At 60.4% G+C, this 19,766-nt stretch carries 16 protein-coding genes; 6 read left to right on the forward strand and 10 right to left on the reverse strand.

Annotation, left to right across the window (positions count from 1 at the left end; genetic code table 11):
• Positions 1-28: 28 nt before the first annotated feature.
• Positions 29-3,832 (reverse strand): efflux RND transporter permease subunit, encoded by a 3,804-nt coding sequence (locus AC13C8_RS05595; protein ID WP_482846645.1) that lies wholly within the window; start codon positions 3,830-3,832, stop codon positions 29-31.
• Positions 3,829-5,067 carry an efflux RND transporter periplasmic adaptor subunit gene (locus tag AC13C8_RS05600; RefSeq protein WP_482846647.1) on the reverse strand — a complete coding sequence of 413 codons (1,239 nt, stop codon included), beginning with the start codon at positions 5,065-5,067 and terminating at the stop codon, positions 3,829-3,831. Before AC13C8_RS05600 ends, AC13C8_RS05595 begins: the two co-directional genes overlap by 4 nt.
• Positions 5,068-5,294: 227 nt before the next feature.
• On the opposite strand from AC13C8_RS05600, the gene AC13C8_RS05605 reads away from it, so the two are divergent.
• The 4 genes from AC13C8_RS05605 (at position 5,295) to AC13C8_RS05620 (ending at position 10,967) form a co-directional block, all read left to right on the forward strand.
• Positions 5,295-5,930 carry a hypothetical protein gene (locus AC13C8_RS05605; protein WP_482846649.1) on the forward strand — a complete coding sequence of 212 codons (636 nt, stop codon included), beginning with the start codon at positions 5,295-5,297 and terminating at the stop codon, positions 5,928-5,930.
• 97 nt (positions 5,931-6,027) lie between these two features.
• Entirely contained in the window at positions 6,028-7,341 is a 1,314-nt protein-coding gene (locus AC13C8_RS05610; RefSeq protein WP_482846651.1) for a PQQ-like beta-propeller repeat protein, read from the forward strand.
• 47 nt (positions 7,342-7,388) lie between these two features.
• Complete coding sequence (gene der / locus AC13C8_RS05615) at positions 7,389-8,846, forward strand: ribosome biogenesis GTPase Der (RefSeq protein ID WP_482846653.1); 1,458 nt, start codon at positions 7,389-7,391, stop codon at positions 8,844-8,846.
• A 162-nt stretch (positions 8,847-9,008) separates the two neighbouring features.
• Positions 9,009-10,967, forward strand: a complete 1,959-nt coding sequence (locus AC13C8_RS05620; RefSeq protein ID WP_482846655.1) for a bifunctional 2',3'-cyclic-nucleotide 2'-phosphodiesterase/3'-nucleotidase — start codon at positions 9,009-9,011, stop codon at positions 10,965-10,967.
• A 59-nt stretch (positions 10,968-11,026) separates the two neighbouring features.
• Here AC13C8_RS05620 and AC13C8_RS05625 read toward each other — a convergent pair whose 3' ends face one another.
• From AC13C8_RS05625 to AC13C8_RS05650, 6 genes are all read right to left on the reverse strand, one after another.
• Positions 11,027-12,202 (reverse strand): LysM peptidoglycan-binding domain-containing protein, encoded by a 1,176-nt coding sequence (locus tag AC13C8_RS05625; RefSeq protein WP_245744716.1) that lies wholly within the window; start codon positions 12,200-12,202, stop codon positions 11,027-11,029.
• A 122-nt stretch (positions 12,203-12,324) separates the two neighbouring features.
• Positions 12,325-12,978 (reverse strand): protein-L-isoaspartate(D-aspartate) O-methyltransferase, encoded by a 654-nt coding sequence (locus tag AC13C8_RS05630; RefSeq protein ID WP_091430539.1) that lies wholly within the window; start codon positions 12,976-12,978, stop codon positions 12,325-12,327.
• Positions 12,975-13,772, reverse strand: a complete 798-nt coding sequence (surE, locus tag AC13C8_RS05635; protein ID WP_091430536.1) for a 5'/3'-nucleotidase SurE — start codon at positions 13,770-13,772, stop codon at positions 12,975-12,977. Before surE ends, AC13C8_RS05630 begins: the two co-directional genes overlap by 4 nt.
• Positions 13,773-13,897: 125 nt before the next feature.
• The gene (locus tag AC13C8_RS05640; RefSeq protein ID WP_091430534.1) at positions 13,898-14,551 is read right to left on the reverse strand and encodes an SDR family NAD(P)-dependent oxidoreductase; all 654 of its coding nucleotides are present in this window, start codon (positions 14,549-14,551) and stop codon (positions 13,898-13,900) included.
• A gap of 64 nt (positions 14,552-14,615) precedes the next feature.
• Entirely contained in the window at positions 14,616-16,100 is a 1,485-nt protein-coding gene (gene purF, locus AC13C8_RS05645; RefSeq protein WP_091430532.1) for an amidophosphoribosyltransferase, read from the reverse strand.
• Positions 16,101-16,191: 91 nt separating this feature from the next.
• Positions 16,192-16,386: a hypothetical protein gene (locus AC13C8_RS05650; protein WP_091430530.1), complete on the reverse strand. Its 195-nt coding sequence runs from the start codon at positions 16,384-16,386 to the stop codon at positions 16,192-16,194.
• Between the two features lie 144 nt (positions 16,387-16,530).
• Here AC13C8_RS05650 and AC13C8_RS05655 point away from each other — a divergent pair, with 144 nt between their 5' ends.
• Positions 16,531-16,968, forward strand: coding sequence for a winged helix-turn-helix domain-containing protein (locus tag AC13C8_RS05655; RefSeq protein WP_482846658.1), 438 nt, complete (start codon positions 16,531-16,533; stop codon positions 16,966-16,968).
• A gap of 15 nt (positions 16,969-16,983) precedes the next feature.
• Positions 16,984-17,718, forward strand: coding sequence for an alpha/beta fold hydrolase (locus AC13C8_RS05660; RefSeq protein ID WP_482846660.1), 735 nt, complete (start codon positions 16,984-16,986; stop codon positions 17,716-17,718).
• A gap of 45 nt (positions 17,719-17,763) precedes the next feature.
• Here the strand turns inward: AC13C8_RS05660 and AC13C8_RS05665 are convergent, their stop codons facing one another.
• Together AC13C8_RS05665 and radA are read right to left on the reverse strand one after the other, a co-directional pair.
• Positions 17,764-18,327, reverse strand: coding sequence for a CvpA family protein (locus tag AC13C8_RS05665; RefSeq protein ID WP_091430527.1), 564 nt, complete (start codon positions 18,325-18,327; stop codon positions 17,764-17,766).
• A gap of 51 nt (positions 18,328-18,378) precedes the next feature.
• Complete coding sequence (radA, locus tag AC13C8_RS05670; RefSeq protein ID WP_091430526.1) at positions 18,379-19,746, reverse strand: DNA repair protein RadA; 1,368 nt, start codon at positions 19,744-19,746, stop codon at positions 18,379-18,381.
• Positions 19,747-19,766 lie beyond the last annotated feature (20 nt).

Here is a 19,766-nt window from a genome sequence, read left to right on the forward strand (position 1 = left end):
GCGACGGCCTGACTGGATCATACCGCGATTATTCGGCGGCATCCTTTCCGCCTGACCGGTTTTCCTCCGCCGCGTCCGGGTCTGACAAAGGAGCGGGTTCGGGCGCAACAGCCGAGGACGTGGCTTGGAGGCCATGCATTCGGTTGATGTCCTCGACATTGGGCGACATGTCCCCGCTGTCTGGCAGATCGCCGTCCCGATCCGTCGGTTGATCCCAAATCAGATCGCGCAAGGTCGTCTTGCGCGCAGCCTTATCAAGTGCAACATCGCGGGCGGTTTGCCCCGAGCGGCGCGCCAGCGCGCGCAAGCCATTGGCAGACCGATAAGCACCTGCCGATATCCAGATCCGCAGCGCCAGCATGGAGGGCGTGAACACCAGCGTCAGCACCGTTGCAATGCCAAGCCCGAACACCACAGCCGTTGCCAACTGTTTCCACCAAAGTGCCGTGGGGGCATCCAAAGAATAGCCACCGTTGAAGAAATCCAGCGACAGGCCAAGCATCATTGGCGCCAGGCCGGCCATCGTGGTGATCGTGGTCAAGAGAACCGGGCGGATGCGCGCCTCGGCGGTGCGGGTGATCGCCTCGATCTTCGGCATATAGCGGGCGTAATCCTGATAGGTGTCGATCAGAACAATGTTATTGTTCACCACGATCCCCGCCAGTGCCACGATCCCGGTGCCGGTCATGATGATCGAGAAGGGTTGTTGCATGACCATCATCCCGATCAGCACGCCGGTGGTGGACAGAACCACCGCCAGCAGCACCAGTACCGCGTTGTAGAAGCTGTTGAACTGTGCCAGCAGAATGATGAACATCAGGCCAAGCGCGCCGATGAAAGCTTGTCCCAGGAAAGCCTGGCTTTCCGCCTGATCTTCCTGATCGCCGGTCCATTCGTAGCTGACACCTGCGGGCAGATCGGCCCCGTCAATCCATGTGGTCAGGGCGGCGATCCGGTCGCTGGGTGTAACCGGGGTGCGGGTCAGATCGGCCCCGTCTTCGGTCGCCATGATCCGGTCGGCTTCTGCCGAGGTCACGTATTCTTCGGCCCCATCGGGATCGGTCAGGCGGATCAACCCGTCCTGCACACCTGCCTTCACGTCGTAATATCGGCTTTGATCCACCCGGTCGATCTGGGCAAGGCTGGGCACGGGCTTGCGTGTCACGAAGTTTGACATCGGCACCAGGCCGGTCGCGGTGCGGATTTTCAACCCGTCCAGTGTGGACAGGACGCGATCTTTTTGCGGCAGGCGCACGCGGATCTCGATTTCCTCGTCCGAGCTGTCGACGCGCATCGTGTCCAGGAGGATACCGTTGGTCACAAGCTGAACCATGCCGCCCACGGTGGCCACATCCGTGCCATAGCGGCCTGCTTCTTCCACATCCACTTCGATCTGCCAGTCAATGCCGGGTAGGGGCAGAGTGTCTTCGATGGCAGTCAGGCCGGGGGTGGCAGCGAATTGATTGATGGCCATGGTGGCGGCCTGCTCCAGCGCGTCCCAATCATCGCCTTTCAAGCGCAGATGTACGGGTTTGGCCGAGGCCGGACCTCGGTTCAGGTTCAACACCTCGGTTCGAATACCGGGCAGGGTCGCCAGACGCTCCTCCAACCGGGCCATGACCGCATCGCCATCAAACTCAGGATCAATCTCGGTCGTGGTGAACGGGATCAACCCAAATAAAGGCGCGTCCTGTTCGATCGAGGGGCGATCCGCCCACGCCACCAGCTCGATCTGCAATTGGCCGATGCTGTCGCGCGGCCCCATCGCACCGCCGGTGTTCTGGTTCAACCCGCCCGAACCCGCAAATGCGAAGACGGTTTCGATGCCTTTGGTGGACAAGGCGATTTCCTCGGCCTGTTTGACCATCGCATCCTGTTCTTCAAGGCTCAGGTTGCCACGGGCGCGGACATAGACGATGGCCTGTTCCGGCTCGCTGTCGGCAAAGAACTCGACGCCAAGATTGTTGCGGCCATACATCATGAAGGTCGACACCACGAATCCGATGACCAGTGCGATGGACACCAGCGGCATGATGGGGTTGCCCGAGATGAAGTGGATCAGATGCCCAAACCACGTGCGGCGATAGCCACCCTGGATCCTTCGTGCCTCGCGATGCCAGCTGAGCGATCCCAGCGTGATCGACGTGGCAGTTGCCCCTAGCAGGAACATCACCGCGCCGGGCAGGACCGCCATTGCCCCCTTAAACGGGGGCACGCCACCAAACAGATAGCCGGGGTTCAAAAGCTGAAAGCCGGACAGGAGCAGCACATAGAGCGATGGCAGCACCAGCAATACACGCAACCACACGGGCAACCCGCGCAGCGCATCGGACAAGAAGCCTATCGTGCGGCTGATCCGGCCAGACACGCCGCCGACCACCGGCAGATAGATCAGAGCTACCAGCAGCGATGCCATAAGGACGAAGATCAGTGTCTTGGGAAGCCAGCCCATGAATTCGCCGGGGATGCCGGGCCAGAACAGCATGGGCAGAAAAGCGCAGAGCGTGGTCGCGGTTGAGCTGACGATGGGCCAGAACATTCGTTTCGCGGCGGCGGTATACGCCGCCATCGGTCCCACGCCTTCGGTGATTTTCTTATCGGCATATTCGACGACCACGATCGCGCCGTCCACAAGCATCCCCACCGCAAGGATCAGGCCGAACATCACGATGTTCGACACTGTCACCCCAAGCGCGCCAAACAGCGCGAAGGTCAGCAGGAACGAGGTTGGAATGGCAAAGCCCACCAGCAAAGCCGGCCTTGTGCCAAGCGCGCCCAACACCACGATCATGACCAGCGCAATGGCGGTGATGACCGAGCCTTCCAGCTGGCGCACCATACTGTCGACGACATAGCTTTGGTCGTTCGATGTGCCGATCTTGACGGCTTGTTGCAGTTCCGTGGGCCAGCTCTTGCGCGTCTCGTCCACAAGTCCGCGCACCTCGGCGGCTGTGTCGATCAGGTTGTATCCTTTTCTTTTGACAACTTGCAGCGCCACCGTGGTGTCGCCGTTGAACCGCGCCGTGCCCTCGCGGTCTTCAAAGGTCAGGCGGATCGTCGCCAGATCGCCCAGAGTGACCACGCTGTCATCATTGACCTTGACGGGAAGATCGTAAACGTCCTGCACCTCGTCAAAGGATGAGGGGATTTTGACGGCGGTGGACCCCGTGGGCGTCTTGATATCGCCCGCCGCGATCAACTGGTTGTTGTTCTGCACGACCTGGATCAATTCTCCCGCCGTGACGTTATAGGCTTCCAGCTTAAGCGGGTCGATCTCGACCTCAAGCATCTCGTCGCGATAGCCGGTGAGGGAGGCTTCCAGCACAGCATCGAGCCCTTCCAACTCGTCCTGCAATTCTCGCGCCAGTCGCACAAGCGTGCGCTCGGGCACTTTGCCGGTCAGGTTCACAATGATGATCGGAAACTCGGAGAAGTTGATTTCATTGACGGAATAGCTGTCAAACCCTTGCGGAAACTTTCCTTCGGCCGAGTTCATGGCATCGCGCACGTCCGCCATGACATTTGTCTTGTTCCACCCAAACTCAAACTCCAGCGCCACACCAGCATAGCCTTCTGCGGCCGTGCCGGACATGGTTTTCAACCCGTCGATATCCGCAAGCTCCGTCTCCATCGGGCGCAGAAGAAGCTGTTCGGCGTCGGCTGCGGAAATACCGGGGAAGGGGACCGAAACAAAAAGAGCCGGGATCTCGATATCCGGCTCTCCCTCTTTTGGCAGGCTGACATAGGCGATCGCGCCGGACAGAACCGACAGGATCACAAAGGCAATGACCATCCGGGCCCGATCAGCGGCCCAATCGATGATGCCGATCATATGCCCGGCTCCTGGTAAGTGACATCAAGGGCCACCCCGTCGGTGACATAGTGGTGTCCGACAACAATCACATCTGCGGTTTCAGGCAGCCCCGTGACCCACACACCTTCGACGCTGTCACGCACCATTGAGACAGCAGAGAACCCTGCTTCGCCATCAACGGTGACGATCCGAACGCCCAGTTGCCCGTCATCATCCAGCGTCAACGCGCTTTGTGGCACCAGATGAGCGAGCAAACCGTTCCCGGTGATCACCACCTCGGCGGTTTGGCCTGCGCGTATTACCGGCGCCCCGTCCGGGCGTTGGATTTCGACATCGACACGAAAGGTTCGGGTGACGGGGTCGGCTGTATCGGCCACAAACGTCACTTTGCCTGACAGTTCGGGGCCAGCGGCAAGTCGCACATCGGCGGGAAGTCCGATATTCAGCTTGTCGACCTGAAGCTCCGAAACATTGCCGACCACGCGCACCGGATCGTATTGCACAACCGTTGCGCAGGCCGCGCCGGGCTGCAACAGTGTCCCGATATCAGCGGTGTCTGTTTCCAGCGTCCCGGGAAAGGGCGCGCGAATGTCGAGCCGCTCGATCTCGCGTTCGGCGGCGGCCACGGCGGCTTCGGCAGACTGAATGGCGGCAGCGGAACTGGCGGCCCCGGATTGTGCCGCGATATATCCGGCGCGGGCGGTTTCAACAGATGCCTTGGTGTTGGCCACCCGTGTATCCGAGGCAAAACCGCCTTCCGACAGCTTGGTCGCCGCAGTCAGGTTGAATGTTGCCTCGTCCAGCCGCGCCTGAGCTTCGATCACGCGGGCATCGGCTTCAGGTGCACGGGCTTTGGCCTCGGCCAGACGGGCGGTTGCTTCAGCCAGACTGGCTTCGCGGGTGCCGGCGTCAAGCTGGCATAAGACATCGCCTTCGTCCACAAGGCTGCCTTTGGCAATCTTGGCGGACACGACCTGCCCTGTCGTTTCGGCACGCAGTTCGACCCGGCGGTTCGCTTCGGTCCGGCCACGCAACAGGATCGGCAATTCGATCTCGCGCGCGGTGCTGCGCAGGGCAACCACGGACACACCATTGCTGGGCGAAGCCTCGGCGTTTGACGCGGTGTCCGGGCCTTGTTCGCTGACAGTTTCGGCAGGCGTTCCCACCGCCGTTTCGACTGTATCACGTTGAAACACCAGCAGGTACAGACCTGCAACCACAAGGATCGCCGTGATAATTGGAAAAAGGCGCATAGGATTTCCTGCCGATGTAAAACAAACCGGCGAAAGACTATGCTTTGTTTCGAGTGGGAACAAGTGTGGCTTGCCTGACCCTTGCAACCAGAGGGCACGGCGACGCCCCGTGGAAAGCCAGCGGTCTGATACCCACCTGCGGAACCGACGGCTGTGCAATGCACCCCCTTGGCAACCGGACGTCATTCGGGCAAAAGGAGTTCAGATTTTGACCCGGAGGCCTGACCGTGAGCGAGACCGATACCTTCATCAACGAAGTCAGCGAAGAAGTGCGTCGCGACAAGCTGTATTCCCTGATGCGGAAATACGGCTGGATTGCTGTTTTGCTGGTCGTTTTGCTGGTGGGCGGAGCGGCCTATAATGAATGGCGAAAAGCCAATGATCGGGCTGCCGCGCAAGCCTTGGGCGACGCCATTCTGGCCGCTGAGGAACAGGCAGACCCGAACCAGCGCGCAACCGCTTTGGCGTCGTTGGACGTCAGCGGAGACGCGGCTGCCGTCGTCGCCATGTTGACAGCAGCCGAGGGCAAAGTTGGCGTGGACGCTCTGCGCGCTTTGGCCGATGATGCGAGCATCGACAGCCTGTATCGCGATCTGGCCCAGTTGAAACTGGTATCGAGGACCGCTTCGGGTCTGGACACCACCGAGCGACGCGCCCGGTTGGAACCTCTGGCGGTTCCGGGGGCACCGTATCGGGTGCTCGCCGAAGAACAGCTTGCATTGGTTGATGTTGACGAAGGTCAGACAGATGCTGCCATCGCCCGCCTGAAAGCGCTTTTGGTGGATGACGAAGCGTCTGGGGCCTTGCGTCGACGCGCGTCTCAGTTGATTGTGGCGCTGGGTGGGACATTGGAAACATCCTGATGACCCGTGCTGGGCAATAGCCCGGTTCGGCAAGATATATTGGTATCCTGGGGGGCATATTTTGAAGTTCACACACAGCGCCGCTTTTTTGGTTTCCATGAGCCTTCTGTCTGCCTGTTCCCAACAGGAGTATATCCTGCCGGGCGAACGGGAAGATCTGCGCAGCCTGAACCCGCAAACGATGGGCGCTGCCGAACTGTCAGAAGCGGCCGCCGCCGTCGAAGGGTCAGGGCGCGCTGATCGCGCACAGCCAATTTCGTTGCCTGCGGCCGTCAATTACGCCAACTGGACACATCTGGGCGGTAGCCTGACCCACCAGGTGCAGCACCCTGCATTGTCGCCTGCGCCGAAGCTGCTGTTCGCGGCCTCGATCGGGCAGGGCAATGATCGCAAACACCGGATCACCGCCGAACCCGTGGTTGCGAATGGGCGTGTCTTTACGCTGGATAGCCGTGCGCAGGTGGTGGCCACATCGACCGCTGGCGCTACGCTGTGGTCGCGCGATCTGACGCCGCCGTCGGATCGGTCGGACGATGCGTCTGGTGGTGGTCTGGCCTATGCCGATGGCACGGTCTATGTGACCTCGGGCTTCGGTCTGGTCAGTGCGCTTGACGCCGCTACCGGCAAGGTCAGGTGGCAGCAAAGGATGGACGCCTCCGGGTCTGGTGCACCTGCCGTATCGGGAGGTCTTGTCTATGTGGTCAGCCGCGACAATAGCGCCTGGGCGATTGAAACCGGCACGGGCCGCGTGAAATGGCGCCTGTCGGGCACCCCAAGTCAGGATGGCGTGGTGGGTGTTTCGTCGCCCGCGGTCACTGATCGCCTGGTGCTTCTGCCCTTCGCCTCGGGCGAAGTGGTGGCCGCCCTGAAAAAAGGTGGCGCACGCACCTGGTCCAGCCTGATTGCCGGTGAACGCGCCGGTCGTGGATATTCCATCGTCACCGACATCACCGGCGAACCGGTTGTGAAGGGCGGCGTGATCTATACCGGCAACCCGGTGGGGCGCACTGTTGCAATCGACTTGTCGGGCGAACGTCTTTGGACCGCCAAAGAAGGCGCGGTCAGTCCTGTTTGGGTCACAGGTGGTTCGGTCTTCCTTGTGTCCGACGAAGCGCAGCTTGTGCGTCTGGATGCCAAGACTGGCGAACGCATCTGGGGCGTACCGCTGCCATATTTCACCAAGGCCAAAACCCGCAAACGCAAGGCAATCTATGCCAATCTTGGCCCTGTTCTGGCAGGTGGCAAGCTGTGGGTCGCCTCGTCTGACGGTGTGATGCGCGGCTTTAACCCCGTGAACGGCGCCTTGGTCGGTCAAGCGGCCATTCCGGGCGGGGCGGCCACCCGCCCGGTGGTGGTGAATGGCACCGCCTATCTTGTGTCGCGCGACGGAAAACTTCTGGCTTTGCGCTGACCGGTAAACCGTGTATGCGGGGCGCTTGACGTGACCCGGAGACCGATATGAGTTTCACCCTTGCCATTGTGGGACGCCCGAATGTAGGCAAATCCACCCTGTTCAACCGACTGGTTGGCAAGCGCCTTGCGCTGGTCGATGACCAGCCCGGCGTCACCCGCGACCTGCGTGAAGGCGAAGCGCGGCTGGGCGATCTGCGTTTCATCGTGATCGACAGCGCAGGGCTGGAAGAAGCCACCGACGAAAGCCTTCAGGGCCGGATGCGCCGTCTGACCGAACGGGCAGTGGAAATGGCTGATGCCTGCCTGTTTCTGGTTGATGCCCGTGCCGGCATCCTGCCATCGGACGAGGTGTTCGCCGATATTCTGCGCCGCAAGAACGCGCATGTGATCCTTGCCGCCAATAAATCGGAAGGCAAGGCGGGTGAGTCCGGGTATCTGGAGGCCTTCTCGCTGGGCCTGGGCGAACCGATCCGTCTGTCAGGCGAGCATGGCGAAGGCATGGGCGAGCTGATGGATGTGCTGCGCCCGATTTCCGAGAAATTTGCGAAACGCGCTGCTGAAATGGCGCCGGAAACGGATGTTGATTTTGACGAGGACGCGGATGAAGGCCCGCGCATTCCGACCCGGGAAAAACCCCTGCAAGTCGCGGTGATCGGTCGCCCGAACGCGGGCAAGTCGACCTTGATCAACAAGTTGATTGGCGAAGAACGCTTGCTGACAGGGCCGGAAGCCGGGATCACACGTGACGCGATTTCGCTGCGCTTCGACTGGGGCGGCGTGCCGACGCGAATATTCGACACGGCCGGGATGCGAAAACGCGCCAAGGTGCAGGAAAAACTTGAGAAACTTTCAGTTTCTGACGGGCTGCGCGCGGTGAAGTTTGCCGAGGTGGTCGTGGTGCTTCTGGACGCGGCAATACCGTTCGAGCAGCAGGATTTGCGCATCGCAGACCTTGCCGAGCGAGAAGGCCGCGCGGTGGTGGTTGCCGTCAATAAATGGGACGCCGAGCCAGAAAAGCAGGCCAAGCTGAAAGAGTTGAAAGAGGCGTTCGACCGCCTGCTGCCGCAGTTGCGCGGCGCGCCCCTGATCACCATTTCCGCCAAGACGGGTAAGGGGTTGGAGCGTCTGCAAGCCGCCGTCATGCGCGCCCATGAGATATGGAACCGCCGGATCAAAACCGCCCAGTTGAACGGCTGGTTGGCCGAAATGATCTCGGCCCACCCGCCCCCTGCGCCGGGGGGGCGGCGGATCAAGCTGCGCTATATGACACAGGTGAAAACCCGCCCGCCGGGCTTTGTTGTCATGTGCTCGCTACCCGAGAAACTACCGGAAAGCTATAGCCGCTACCTGGTCAACGGGCTGCGTGAGGATTTTGACATGCCGGGCACGCCGATCCGGCTGACGATGCGCGGGCAGGGGGATCAGAACCCTTACAAGAACCGCAAGAAAGCCACGCCTTCGCGGTTGCGAAAGCATTTGGGCAAAGGTCGGGCGGACGAATAGAGTATACCAAGGCCTTGCAAAGACAGGATAAACGCGCCCCGCAGTGTCATATGACCGGCGGGGCGCTGCCGTTTGGGGTTGGTGAAATTTGCCAAACAGGTCAGTTCGCTGTCATGATGCCAACTTAGCCTGTTCCCAATCCTGTCAATAGCGGAGGTTCCCATGTCTCTTACCCTATCGCGTCGCGGCTTTCTGGCCGGCACCGCAGGGTTCATTGCCCTGCATCCTTATTCCGTTCAAGCATCGCAAAATCAGGCGCATTTGCGGATCATGGAAACAACGGACCTGCATGTTCACGTCTTCCCCTACGACTATTATTCGGATCGCGAGGTCGACACGGTCGGATTGGCCCGCACAGCATCCTTGATCGGCGATATCCGGGCCGAGGCGACGAATTCGCTCTTGTTGGATAATGGTGATTTTCTGCAAGGCAATCCGATGGGCGACTACATCGCTTATGAACGCGGCATGAAAGAGGGCGACACCCACCCGGTTATCAACGCGATGAATGCGTTGGGGTTTGATGCGTCAACTCTGGGCAATCACGAGTTCAATTACGGCCTTGATTTCCTGATGAAATCCGTGGCTGGCGCGGGCTTTCCCATCGTATGTGCCAACGTCGCCAAAAAGCTGGGCGCCACTCCGCGTGACGATCAAACGCTTCTGCCGCCCTACGTGATCGTGGACCGAGAGATCACCAATGGCGGCGGCACCGTGCAGCCCATTCGGATCGGATTCATTGGTTTTGTGCCGCCGCAGATCATGAACTGGGACCGTCGCCATCTGGAGGGCAATGTGATGGCTCGCGATATCATTGAAGCCGCGCGCGCCTACATCCCGCAGATGCGCGAAGAAGGCGCGGATCTTGTTATTGCCCTGTCCCATTCGGGGATTGGCGCAGCGGAGCACAGTGATGGGATGGAAAACGCCTCGGTCCCCTTGGCGGCGGTCGAAGGGATAGACGCCGTTCTGACCGGACATTCGCATCTTGTGTTCCCGTCATCGACCTATGCCGAGTTTGCCGGCGCGGATGTCGAAGCGGGCACGCTGATGGGCATTCCGGCAGTCATGGGAGGATTCTGGGGGTCGCATATGGGTCTGATCGACCTGATGCTGGAACATGATGGCGGTGCGTGGCGTGTGGTCTCGCACATCTCCGAGGCGCGACCGATCTACAAACGAAACGAAGACCGTTCGATCACCGCGCTGGTGGAAAGCGATGCCGCCGTGCTTGCATCGGTGCAGAAAGAACATGACGAGACGCTGGAATACGTGCGCCGTGCGGTGGGCAAGACCGATGCGCCGCTGCATTCCTATTTCGCGCTGGTCGCGGATGACCCATCAGTGCAGATCGTGTCGAACGCCCAGACCTGGTATATCGACCAGATGATGAAAGGGACCGAGAATGAGGGGCTGCCGATCCTGTCCGCCGCCGCCCCGTTCAAGGCCGGTGGGCGTGGTGGCCCGGATTACTATACGGATGTCGAAGTCGGCGACGTGGCGATCAAGAACGTGGCGGACCTGTATCTTTATCCGAACACGGTGCGGGCGGTGCGGATCAACGGGGCCACGGTGCGCGAATGGCTGGAACGCTCGGCGACGATCTTCAACCAGATCGAACCGGGTGCGCAGGACGCTGTGCTGCTGAACCCCGAGATGCCGTCCTACAATTTCGACGTGATCGACGGTGTGACCTATCAGATAGATCTGAGCCAACCGGCCCGCTACAACAAGGATGGCGAGGTGATCGCGCCCGACGCCCACCGGATCGTCAACTTGCAGTTCGACGGACAACCGATAGATGAGGAACAGGAATTCATCGTCGCGACGAACAACTACCGCGCGGGTGGTGGGGGAAGCTTCCCCGGCGCAGGGGGCGATACCACGATCTTTGAAGGACCGGATACCAACCGCGACGTGATCGTGCGCTATGTCGTCGAGAAAGGCACGATCAATCCAAAGGCAGACGGAAACTGGACCTTCGCCCCGATGGAGAACACTACGGTTCTGTTCGAAACCGGTCCTGCCGCGGCCAAGCACGTCGCGAATGTGCCCGGCGTCGCCATTGAAGAGGCAGGCATGTCTGACAACGGGTTCGCCCTGTTCCGCATAGCGTTGTGAGCCGAAATGAAACAGGGGCGACCGGTTGGCCGCCCCTGGTGTTGAACTCCTGATCAGCCTTAGTTCAGATACGGCATCGGATCGACAGGTTCTGTCCCTTTGAAGACAAGGAACTGTATTGCGTTGTATTGGTTCTTCGACGCCGATGCGATCTGCTGGCCGCGTTTCACCGATTGGCCCTTTTTCACCTTGATCCCTTCAATGAAACTATAGGCGCTTTGGGTGCCGTTGCCGTGGTCGATCACGACGATCTCTTCGCCCTCGACATCTTTTGACACCAGCCGCACCGTGCCGTTGGCCGCCGCTTTGACCGGATCGCCCTGTTTGGCAGAGACAAGAATGTAACCAGCCTTCTCGGCGTCAAACAGGCTGGTGACTTTGCCCGCAACCGGCAGCGACATCAGGGCGTTGCTGGCGGGGGTGCGGGTTTCTTCGAGCTTGGGCGAGGCAGGGGCGGACACCTTCTCGGGCACCGCTTCATCCTTGGGTAACGGTTTGGCGGACGACGGCGGTATGGGAGCCGCGGATCCTTGGCCCGGTTGGGCGACGCTGGCGGTCTGGACCGGCGTGTCCACTTTCACCGGGATCATCAAGAACTGACCTTCGCGCACGGTCAGGCTTGGACCAAGGCCGTTCCAATCGGCCAGCGCACGAACAGACACGCCATAACTGCGCGCGATGGAATAGGCGGTTTCGCCACGCGTCACGCGGTGCTGGGTGGGTTGTTCGCCGGACGTGGCCGTTGCAGCGGGTTTGGCATTTGTGCCATCCGCACGGTCAATGGCATCCCCGGCCAAAGTCGTGATGTCGATGTTGTCGTCGGGTTGAATAACCCCGGTTGGGGGTTCGGCCACGCGACGGGGCAGGGCCAGAACTTCGCCCTCGCGCAGACGGGCATCAACGGCAATGCCGTTGTAGCGGCCCAGCTCTGCTGGTGCCATGCCGATCCGGCTTGCGACCTGCGCGACGGTGTCGCCGCGCTTGGCCACCGCCACCTGATAACTGGGATACGAAATCACGCCACGCGCGTCCGCTTTGGGTCGCGCCGCTGTCGTGGCCCCCTGTGCGGCTTCGGTGGTCGACAGGCCGCCGGGCGCAAAGCGCCGCATGTCCATGTCAAAAGTGCTGTCGCAGGCGGTCAGCCCCACCAGAAGCCCGATCAGGGCGGCAGAGCGCATATGGCGCCCCCGCATTGTGCGGAGCGCACGCGTTTCGGTCGTGCATGAAAGTGGCATTGCTCGTTCCTCAATCCATTGGCCTGTTGTCAGGCTCTGGTTGCGACCCCGTTGTCGGGCCTTTTCACTGCTGTGCGGGGCTTGGCCCCATGTCTCCGGCGTCCCGGCAAATCTTGCTCGCGTCAATCCTGCCCCAACCCTTCCAAAAGGGGCACGAAACGCACCGGCAGAAGCTCATCATAGTCGAACCCATCTTCGCTGCGCGTCACCTTGATCAGGCTTTGGACAGCATCGGACTGGCCCACCGGTACAATCATGATACCGCCTATAGCAAGCTGCGCCAAGAGGGGTCCGGGCGGATCCTCGGCTGCGGCGGTCACGATTATGCGGTCAAACGGTGCCTGATCGGGTAAACCACGCGATCCGTCACCCGTGATGGTGGTGATATTATGCAGATCCATCGCTTCGAACAGCTCGCGGGCCTCGCGCACGAGCTTTTGGTGCCGGTCGACCGTATAGACCCGGCGCGCGAGCCGCGACAGGATCGCCGCCTGATAACCCGACCCGGTGCCGACTTCGAGCACCTTGTCGCGCGGGCTGATTTGAGCGGCCTGCGTCATCAGACCCACGACCGAGGGTTGCGAGATCGTCTGCCCGCAGGAAATCGGCAGCGGCATATCCTCGTATGCGCGTTCAGAGAACAAGCCGCGCACGAAGGGGCCGCGATCAATTTCTTCCATGGCGGACAAGACGCGCGGGTTTGTTACGCCCTTCGACCGCAGAGCGAACAGGAATTGCATCTTGCGTTCCGCGTCTGTTGCGCCCGCGTTACTCATTCAAACAGTGCCCCCAAGCTGTCCAGATGGTCATAGGCGGTCAGATCCGCGCGCATCGGGGTCACCGAGATATAGCCGTCCAGATTGCGGGTCACATCCATGCCGGGTGCGGAACGGTTCGCTTGCGGGCCGCCCTTGATCCATAGAAACTTCCGACCCGAGGGGCTGTTCTGGGCTTCGATCTTGAAGAACGCATCGTTGCGCCATCCTTGCGGCGCGGCTTTGATGCCCTTGACCTGATCTGATCCTACAGGCGGGAAGTTCACATTGTAGAACAGACGGTAATCCGCCCCGTGATCCCAGGGCGCATCAGACAACAGCCGACGCACGACATCGCCGCCGAAACTTGCCGCCGCATCGAATATATTGACGAGCCCCTTGGTGCCGCGACCCATATATTGCGACAAGGCGATGGCGGGCAGGCCTTGCAGTGCGGCCTCCATCGCAGCGCCCAGAGTGCCGGAATAGAGCGCATTTTCAGCCGAGTTGTTGCCCCGGTTCACGCCCGAGATCACCAGATCGGGACGTTCGGGCATCACGTCATAGAGGGCCGCGATGACGCAATCGGCGGGGCTGCCTTCGGCGGCAAACCGGCGCGGACCGTGTTCGGCAATCATGAAGGGGTGCGTGTACGAAATGCAATGCCCGACGCCCGATTGTTCGAAGGCCGGGGCGACGGTCCAGATTTCGGCCCGTTCACCTGCAAGCTCTTGCGCGACCTCTTGCGCGATGGCTTCGGCGATTTTCAGACCCGGCGCGTTGATCCCGTCGTCATTGGTGATGAGAATGCGCATAGTCTGGCCCTTTTGCCCGTCAGTCCGGCCTTGGATCGGCGCGGTATTGCCTTCTCAATAAGGCAGCTTGGCGCGCGCGGCAAGCGCAGCGCATCCTTTGGGCCGTGCATATTCGGGAAGGTGGCTTAAGCCAGCCCGGCTTCGGACAAAATGCGCTTGGCTTCGTCTTCGACCGGGGCAAGTTTGCTGCGATCTTCGCCCGGAAAGAACCGCGCGCGCATCGAGGTGGCCAACGGCTTGGGCTCTGCGATCACGATCCGTGGACCCAGCTTGGCGTTTTCGGCGGCCCAACTGCGCACCAAAGCCATTTGGGCGGCCTTGGTCGCACCGTAGCCCGCAAAGAACTTCTGCCCGGCATGATCATCGGCGAAGAACAAGGCCGTGCTGTCATCGGTCATCAAGGCGTTCACCATGAAGACCAGGTTGCGGGTGGCTTCCACATTGGTGTTCAGCGCCTGTGTCCAGCCCTTGTCGTCCAGATCGGGCGTGGGCATCAGAGCGGGACCATAGATCGCCGTATGCGCCCAGACATCAATCGGACCCCACCGGTCATGGATTGATCGGCACAGATGCGCCATCGCGTCGCGGTTGGTGATGTCCATGGGGGCCAGCGTGGCGGATCCACCTTGAGCCTTGATCCGGTCGTCCAGTTCCTCAAGCGCACCTGTGGTGCGGCCCACGGCGACGACGTGGTGCGTTCTGGACAGTTCAAGTGCAAGGGCAGCCCCAAGACCGCGCGATGCTCCGGTGACAAGGGCGATTTTCTGTGTGTCAGTCATGGCCGCGTCTTCGCATTCGTTTGTGGCTGAGGCAAGCTGAAAGCTGGTGCACGCGGGTGCCGCGTCACTCTGCCGCCTTCAATTCAAACCCTTTTTCAACCTGGTCGGACGGTGTCACAGGGTATTCCCCCGAGAAGCAGGCGTCGCAATATTGCGGGCAGTCTTTTTTGCGGCCCGTCGCCTCGCCAACGGCGCGGTATAGCCCATCAAGCGAGATGAATTTCAGGCTGTCGACCTTCAGGTGCTCGCACATCTCGTCTTCGCTCATCGTGGCGGCCAGCAGCTTTTCGCGTTCGGGCGTATCGACACCATAGAAACAGGGCCATGCTGTGGGCGGCGAGGCGATGCGGAAATGCACTTCGGCTGCGCCCGCATCCAGAAACATGTCCTTGATCTTGCGCGTTGTTGTGCCGCGCACCACGCTGTCATCGACCAGAATGACCCGCTTGCCTTTGATCAGCGCGCGATTGACGTTCAACTTCAGCCGCACGCCCATATCGCGGATCTGCTCGGTCGGCTCAATAAAGGTCCGGCCCATATATTGATTGCGGATGATCCCCATCGCATAGGGAATTCCGCTTTCCTGGCTATAACCGATGGCCGCAGGCGTGCCGCTGTCAGGCACCGGGCAGACCATATCTGCATCCACGGGGTTTTCGCGGGCCAGTTCCACACCGATCTGGCGGCGGGTCTCATAGACCGATTTGCCGCCGATGATACTGTCGGGGCGCGAGAAATAGACATGTTCGAAGATGCAGAATTTGGACGGGCGCGGGCGGAAGGGGAAACTGCTTTCTACCTTGCCATCCGAGATGACGACCATCTCGCCCGGTTCGATTTCGCGCACCAGTTCTGCACCGATGATATCCAGTGCGCAGCTTTCCGAGCTAAGCACCCAGCCGTCACCTAGACGGCCCAGCACCAGCGGGCGCACCCCATGCGGGTCGCGCACGCCCATCAGCTTGGTGCGGGTCATGGCGACGACGGAAAACGCGCCTTCGACACGCCGCAACGCGTCTTCCATCCGTTCGGGGATGTTGCGTTGCAGGGACCGCGCCATCAGGTGGATGATACATTCGCTGTCCGACGAACTTTGAAAGATCGACCCACGCTCGATCAATTCCTTGCGAAGCGCATCTGCGTTGGTGATGTTGCCATTATGGGCAATCGCCGCGCCGCCCATCGAAAATTCGCCAAAGAACGGCTGCACGTCGCGGATCACGGCGCCTTTCGATCCGGCGGTGGAATAACGCACATGCCCGATGGCCAGTGGGCCGGGCAGCGTCTCCATTACACTGGTCTTGGTGAAGTTATCGCGGACATAGCCAAAACGGCGCGCCGAGTTGAACCCGTGTTCCGGATCGTGGCAGACAATCCCGCCCGCCTCCTGACCTCGGTGTTGCAGCGCGTGCAGGCCCAACGCCACGAAATTCGCCGCTTCGGCAAGTCCAATGACCCCAAAGACACCACATTCTTCCTTGAGCTTGTCATCATCGAAAGGATGTGCCGGAGGCAGGGATTTGGCAGCGGCAGACGAGGTGTCGGACATGGGCAGCGGCTCCGATTCCGTGGCGTTGGCCCCCTCTTAATCTAAGCGTGCCGATCTGTCATTAAACTATCACAGAACAAGGTGGGATTTCTCAGCCAAAGCGCCACTTGGGGCGATACGACCGATGAAATCGGTCCGAGCGTCGATGTATGGAAGATGTCGCCCAGCGACGTATCGCGGCAAGCTTCGAAATGGTTTCGGTTGCCCGAATTTCGTGCGCTTTGCGGATGTAGTGATCTGTGTCGATTGCGCCGTTTGCAATGCGTTTGACGGGTTCGTCCATCATAGCGTCCTCTTCGTGTGTGCCTTTCACCGATCTTGCCGCGCAAGACGATGGTATGCTTGAAGGGCGGCTTGTGATTGTCTTGAGTCTTCTAAAGACCGGCAGAAATTTCTTGAGATTGGCGCTGTGCTGACGTCTGCTATACGCATGCACCTTGCCTTTTCGGACTGCGACCTGGATGTTGAACGGCGAATTCTGCGCCGGGCAGGTCGTATTGTGCATGTCGAGCCACAAGTGTTTAGTCTTCTTGTGGCATTGGCAGCTGCCAAGGGCAGGGTGCTTGATCGCGACGCCATCATCGACGCCGTGTGGAACGGGCGGATTGTATCGGATTCCGCAATCAGTGCCCGTGTTCATGCCGCGCGGCAGGCTGTTGGCGATGATGGTCGCGCACAGAGCGTCATTCGAACGGTGACGGGTGTCGGATTTCAATTGGCGCAGACGGTGCGCAGCGGCAGACCGGATACGGTTGAGCTTGATGTCCCTGCGATCGAGCAGGACGTTCACATGACCAAAAGCCTTGATGGAACGGGTCTGGCGTGGGCATCGTCGGGGGTTTCCCATGATGGGCAACCCGCTTTGTAACGTGGGGGTCATTGGTTGACCCATCTGGAACTTGACCTGAAGAACCATGTTTGGGCACCGCTGTTGGCCCACTTAAATCAGGGGCGGCGATTGCTGCGATATGATGTGCGTGGCACGGGGCTTTCGACCCGCAGTGTAAGTGACCTGAGCCTTGACCGCTTTGTCGAAGACATGCTTGCGGTTCTTCACGCCAGCGGCGAGCAACAGGTCGACATTGTTGCCGCGTCGCAAAATGTGCCGGTCTCGATCGCTTTTGCTGTCCGCTATCCAGAACGGGTGCGGCGAATGGTGCTTTTGTCGGGTTTCTTGCGAGGTGCTGATCGGCGCAGAGACAGCGCACCATCCATGACAGATGCCTTTCTTGCGCTGCTTCACAATGGCTGGGGAGATCCAGGCAGTCCATTCATGCAATCATTCTATGCGTTCTATATGCCTGAATCGACACGCGTGGAACGCGAGAGCTTGGCGGAGATCCAGTTTGCGTCGGCCAGTGCCGAAATGGCGGTTGCTTATCGACGTGCAATCGCTTCGTTCGATGTCACAAAACTGGCGAGCCTTGTCGATGCGCCCGTCTTGATTGTCCATGCACAAAAGGATGCCGTGAATCCATTATCCGAAGCTCAGGACATCGCGGCGCACATTCCCGTCAGCCAGATGATGATACTGGACAGTGCAAATCATATTCCGCTGCCACGTGACCCTGAATGGGCGCGCGCGTTAGAGCATATCATGAGGTTCTTGTCAGATTAGCAGCAAAGGTGCTGGCCGCTTTTGCGACCATCTACATCTATCCGCTCAAAGCGACGTTGACGAACACGCGCCCACAAGTTCTTCGTATTTGCCGACGATCCAACCGGGCGCGTCCTCGGGGATCTGTTCGTTGATCTTGTCCTGCGTGCGGGCAAAGATTTTCGCTGTGCGGCTGTCATCGACCATGGCAATCGTGTCCGTGGTCACGATGCGGTCATAGACAACCAGCGCAATGGCAACCAGAAGCAAGCCGCGCGCCACGCCGAAAATGAAGCCAAGTGCCTGATCCAAGCCGCCAAGTGCGGAACGTTGCACGGCAGAGGAGAAGAGCGGCGTGAAGATCGACACGATCACCAGCGCCAGTGCAAAGACCCCTGCAAACGCCGCGATCATCGACAGTTCGCAACTGTCAGCGATGAAGTCTTTCAGAACCGGGATTTCCTTGACCAGCGGCAAGGCGCGCGGCGCAAATATATAGGCCAGAATGGCGGCCGCGATCCACCCGAGGATGGACATGCCTTCGCGCACAAACCCGCGCGAATAGGCCAGAATGGCCGAAATCAGGATGACCGCCGCAACGATCCCGTCAATCAAGGTAAAGCCTTCCATGTCGTCTCACTTCGGCTCAAGCACTGCTTGCGACCGTCCCTGTCTGTGGGGCTAACCGGCCCCGAAAATCTCACCAACGAACCCGGTCAGGTCCGCCATTTTCTGAATCTTCAGCCCGGACCCCGAGCCTGTCTTGCTGCGTGTGGGCGCAATTGCGGCTGTAAAACCAAGTTTTTGCGCTTCTTTCAACCGGTTTTCGGTCTGTCCCACGGGGCGCAACGCCCCTGATAAACTGATTTCCCCGAAAACCACAGTCTCTTTCGGGATTGCGGCGTCCTCGCGCGCGGAAAGTAGCGCCGCCGCCACAGCAAGGTCGGCAGCCGGTTCGGAAATCTTCATGCCGCCTGCGACGTTAAGATAGACGTCCAGCCCTGCGAACGGGATGCCGCAACGGGCTTCCAGAACCGCCAGGATCATCGCCAGACGCCCGCTGTCCCAACCCAAAACCGACCGGCGCGGTTGGCTAAGGGAGGAGGGTGCGACAAGCGCCTGAAATTCGACCAGTACGGGCCGCGTGCCTTCGATGCCTGCGAAAACCACCGAGCCGGGGGCAGGGTCTTCGCGGTCGGACAGGAACAGAGCCGACGGGTTGAGCACTTCGGCCAGGCCTTTGCCGGTCATCTCGAACACGCCGATCTCATCTGCCGGGCCGAAGCGATTCTTGACGGCGCGCAGGATGCGGAACTGGTGGCCGCGTTCGCCTTCGAAATACAGCACCGTGTCAACCATGTGTTCGACCACGCGAGGGCCTGCGATCTGGCCGTCCTTTGTGACATGGCCAACCAGAACGACCGAAATGCCGCGTTTCTTGGCGAATGTGGTCAGCTCATGCGCGGCGGTGCGCACTTGACTGACCGATCCCGGCGCGCTGTCCACATGATCGGCCCACATGGTCTGGATGGAATCGATGATCGCGAGCGCCGGGCGTTCGGTGTCCAGCGTCGTCATGATGTCGCGCAGATTGGTTTCGGCGGCCAGCCTTACCGGGGCATCGGTCAGCCCCAGACGTTGCGCACGCATTCGCACCTGGGCCGAGGCTTCTTCGCCCGAGACATAGATCGTCGGCAGGCCAGCACGTGCAAATTTCGCAGCGGCTTGCAGAAGCAAGGTCGATTTGCCGATGCCGGGGTCGCCGCCGACCAGAATGGCCGATCCGGGCACCAGGCCGCCGCCCAGCACGCGGTCAAGCTCGGCCATGCCGCATTCGGTGCGGGGCGGCGGGGCTTCTTCGGTGGACAGGTCTGTCAGTTTGATCGCCGAGCCACGCTTGCCGCCCAAGGATTTTGAAGCAGGACCGGCACTTAGCGGCACCTCTTCAACGATCGAATTCCACTCCCCACAGGCTTCGCACCGTCCCGACCATTTGGAAGAGGACGCGCCGCAGGCGTTGCAAGTGAAGGTTTTCTGAGCTTTTGCCATGGGGCTTTTTGCCTGACGCT

Source organism: Aliiroseovarius sp. B-4 (assembly GCF_056857795.1).

Excerpts from the sequence above, each read along its gene's own strand:
- AC13C8_RS05650 (WP_091430530.1), bottom strand. The coding sequence starts at position 16,386 with ATGATGGACGAACCCGTCAAACGCATTGCAAACGGCGCAATCGACACA.
- AC13C8_RS05610 (WP_482846651.1), top strand. The coding sequence starts at position 6,028 with ATGAGCCTTCTGTCTGCCTGTTCCCAACAGGAGTATATCCTGCCGGGC.
- AC13C8_RS05600 (WP_482846647.1), bottom strand. The coding sequence starts at position 5,067 with ATGCGCCTTTTTCCAATTATCACGGCGATCCTTGTGGTTGCAGGTCTG.
- purF (WP_091430532.1), bottom strand. The coding sequence starts at position 16,100 with ATGTCCGACACCTCGTCTGCCGCTGCCAAATCCCTGCCTCCGGCACAT.
- AC13C8_RS05655 (WP_482846658.1), top strand. The coding sequence starts at position 16,531 with ATGCACCTTGCCTTTTCGGACTGCGACCTGGATGTTGAACGGCGAATT.
- AC13C8_RS05625 (WP_245744716.1), bottom strand. The coding sequence starts at position 12,202 with ATGCCACTTTCATGCACGACCGAAACGCGTGCGCTCCGCACAATGCGG.
- surE (WP_091430536.1), bottom strand. The coding sequence starts at position 13,772 with ATGCGCATTCTCATCACCAATGACGACGGGATCAACGCGCCGGGTCTG.
- radA (WP_091430526.1), bottom strand. The coding sequence starts at position 19,746 with ATGGCAAAAGCTCAGAAAACCTTCACTTGCAACGCCTGCGGCGCGTCC.
- der (WP_482846653.1), top strand. The coding sequence starts at position 7,389 with ATGAGTTTCACCCTTGCCATTGTGGGACGCCCGAATGTAGGCAAATCC.
- AC13C8_RS05595 (WP_482846645.1), bottom strand. The coding sequence starts at position 3,832 with ATGATCGGCATCATCGATTGGGCCGCTGATCGGGCCCGGATGGTCATT.
- AC13C8_RS05630 (WP_091430539.1), bottom strand. The coding sequence starts at position 12,978 with ATGAGTAACGCGGGCGCAACAGACGCGGAACGCAAGATGCAATTCCTG.
- AC13C8_RS05620 (WP_482846655.1), top strand. The coding sequence starts at position 9,009 with ATGTCTCTTACCCTATCGCGTCGCGGCTTTCTGGCCGGCACCGCAGGG.
- AC13C8_RS05665 (WP_091430527.1), bottom strand. The coding sequence starts at position 18,327 with ATGGAAGGCTTTACCTTGATTGACGGGATCGTTGCGGCGGTCATCCTG.
- AC13C8_RS05640 (WP_091430534.1), bottom strand. The coding sequence starts at position 14,551 with ATGACTGACACACAGAAAATCGCCCTTGTCACCGGAGCATCGCGCGGT.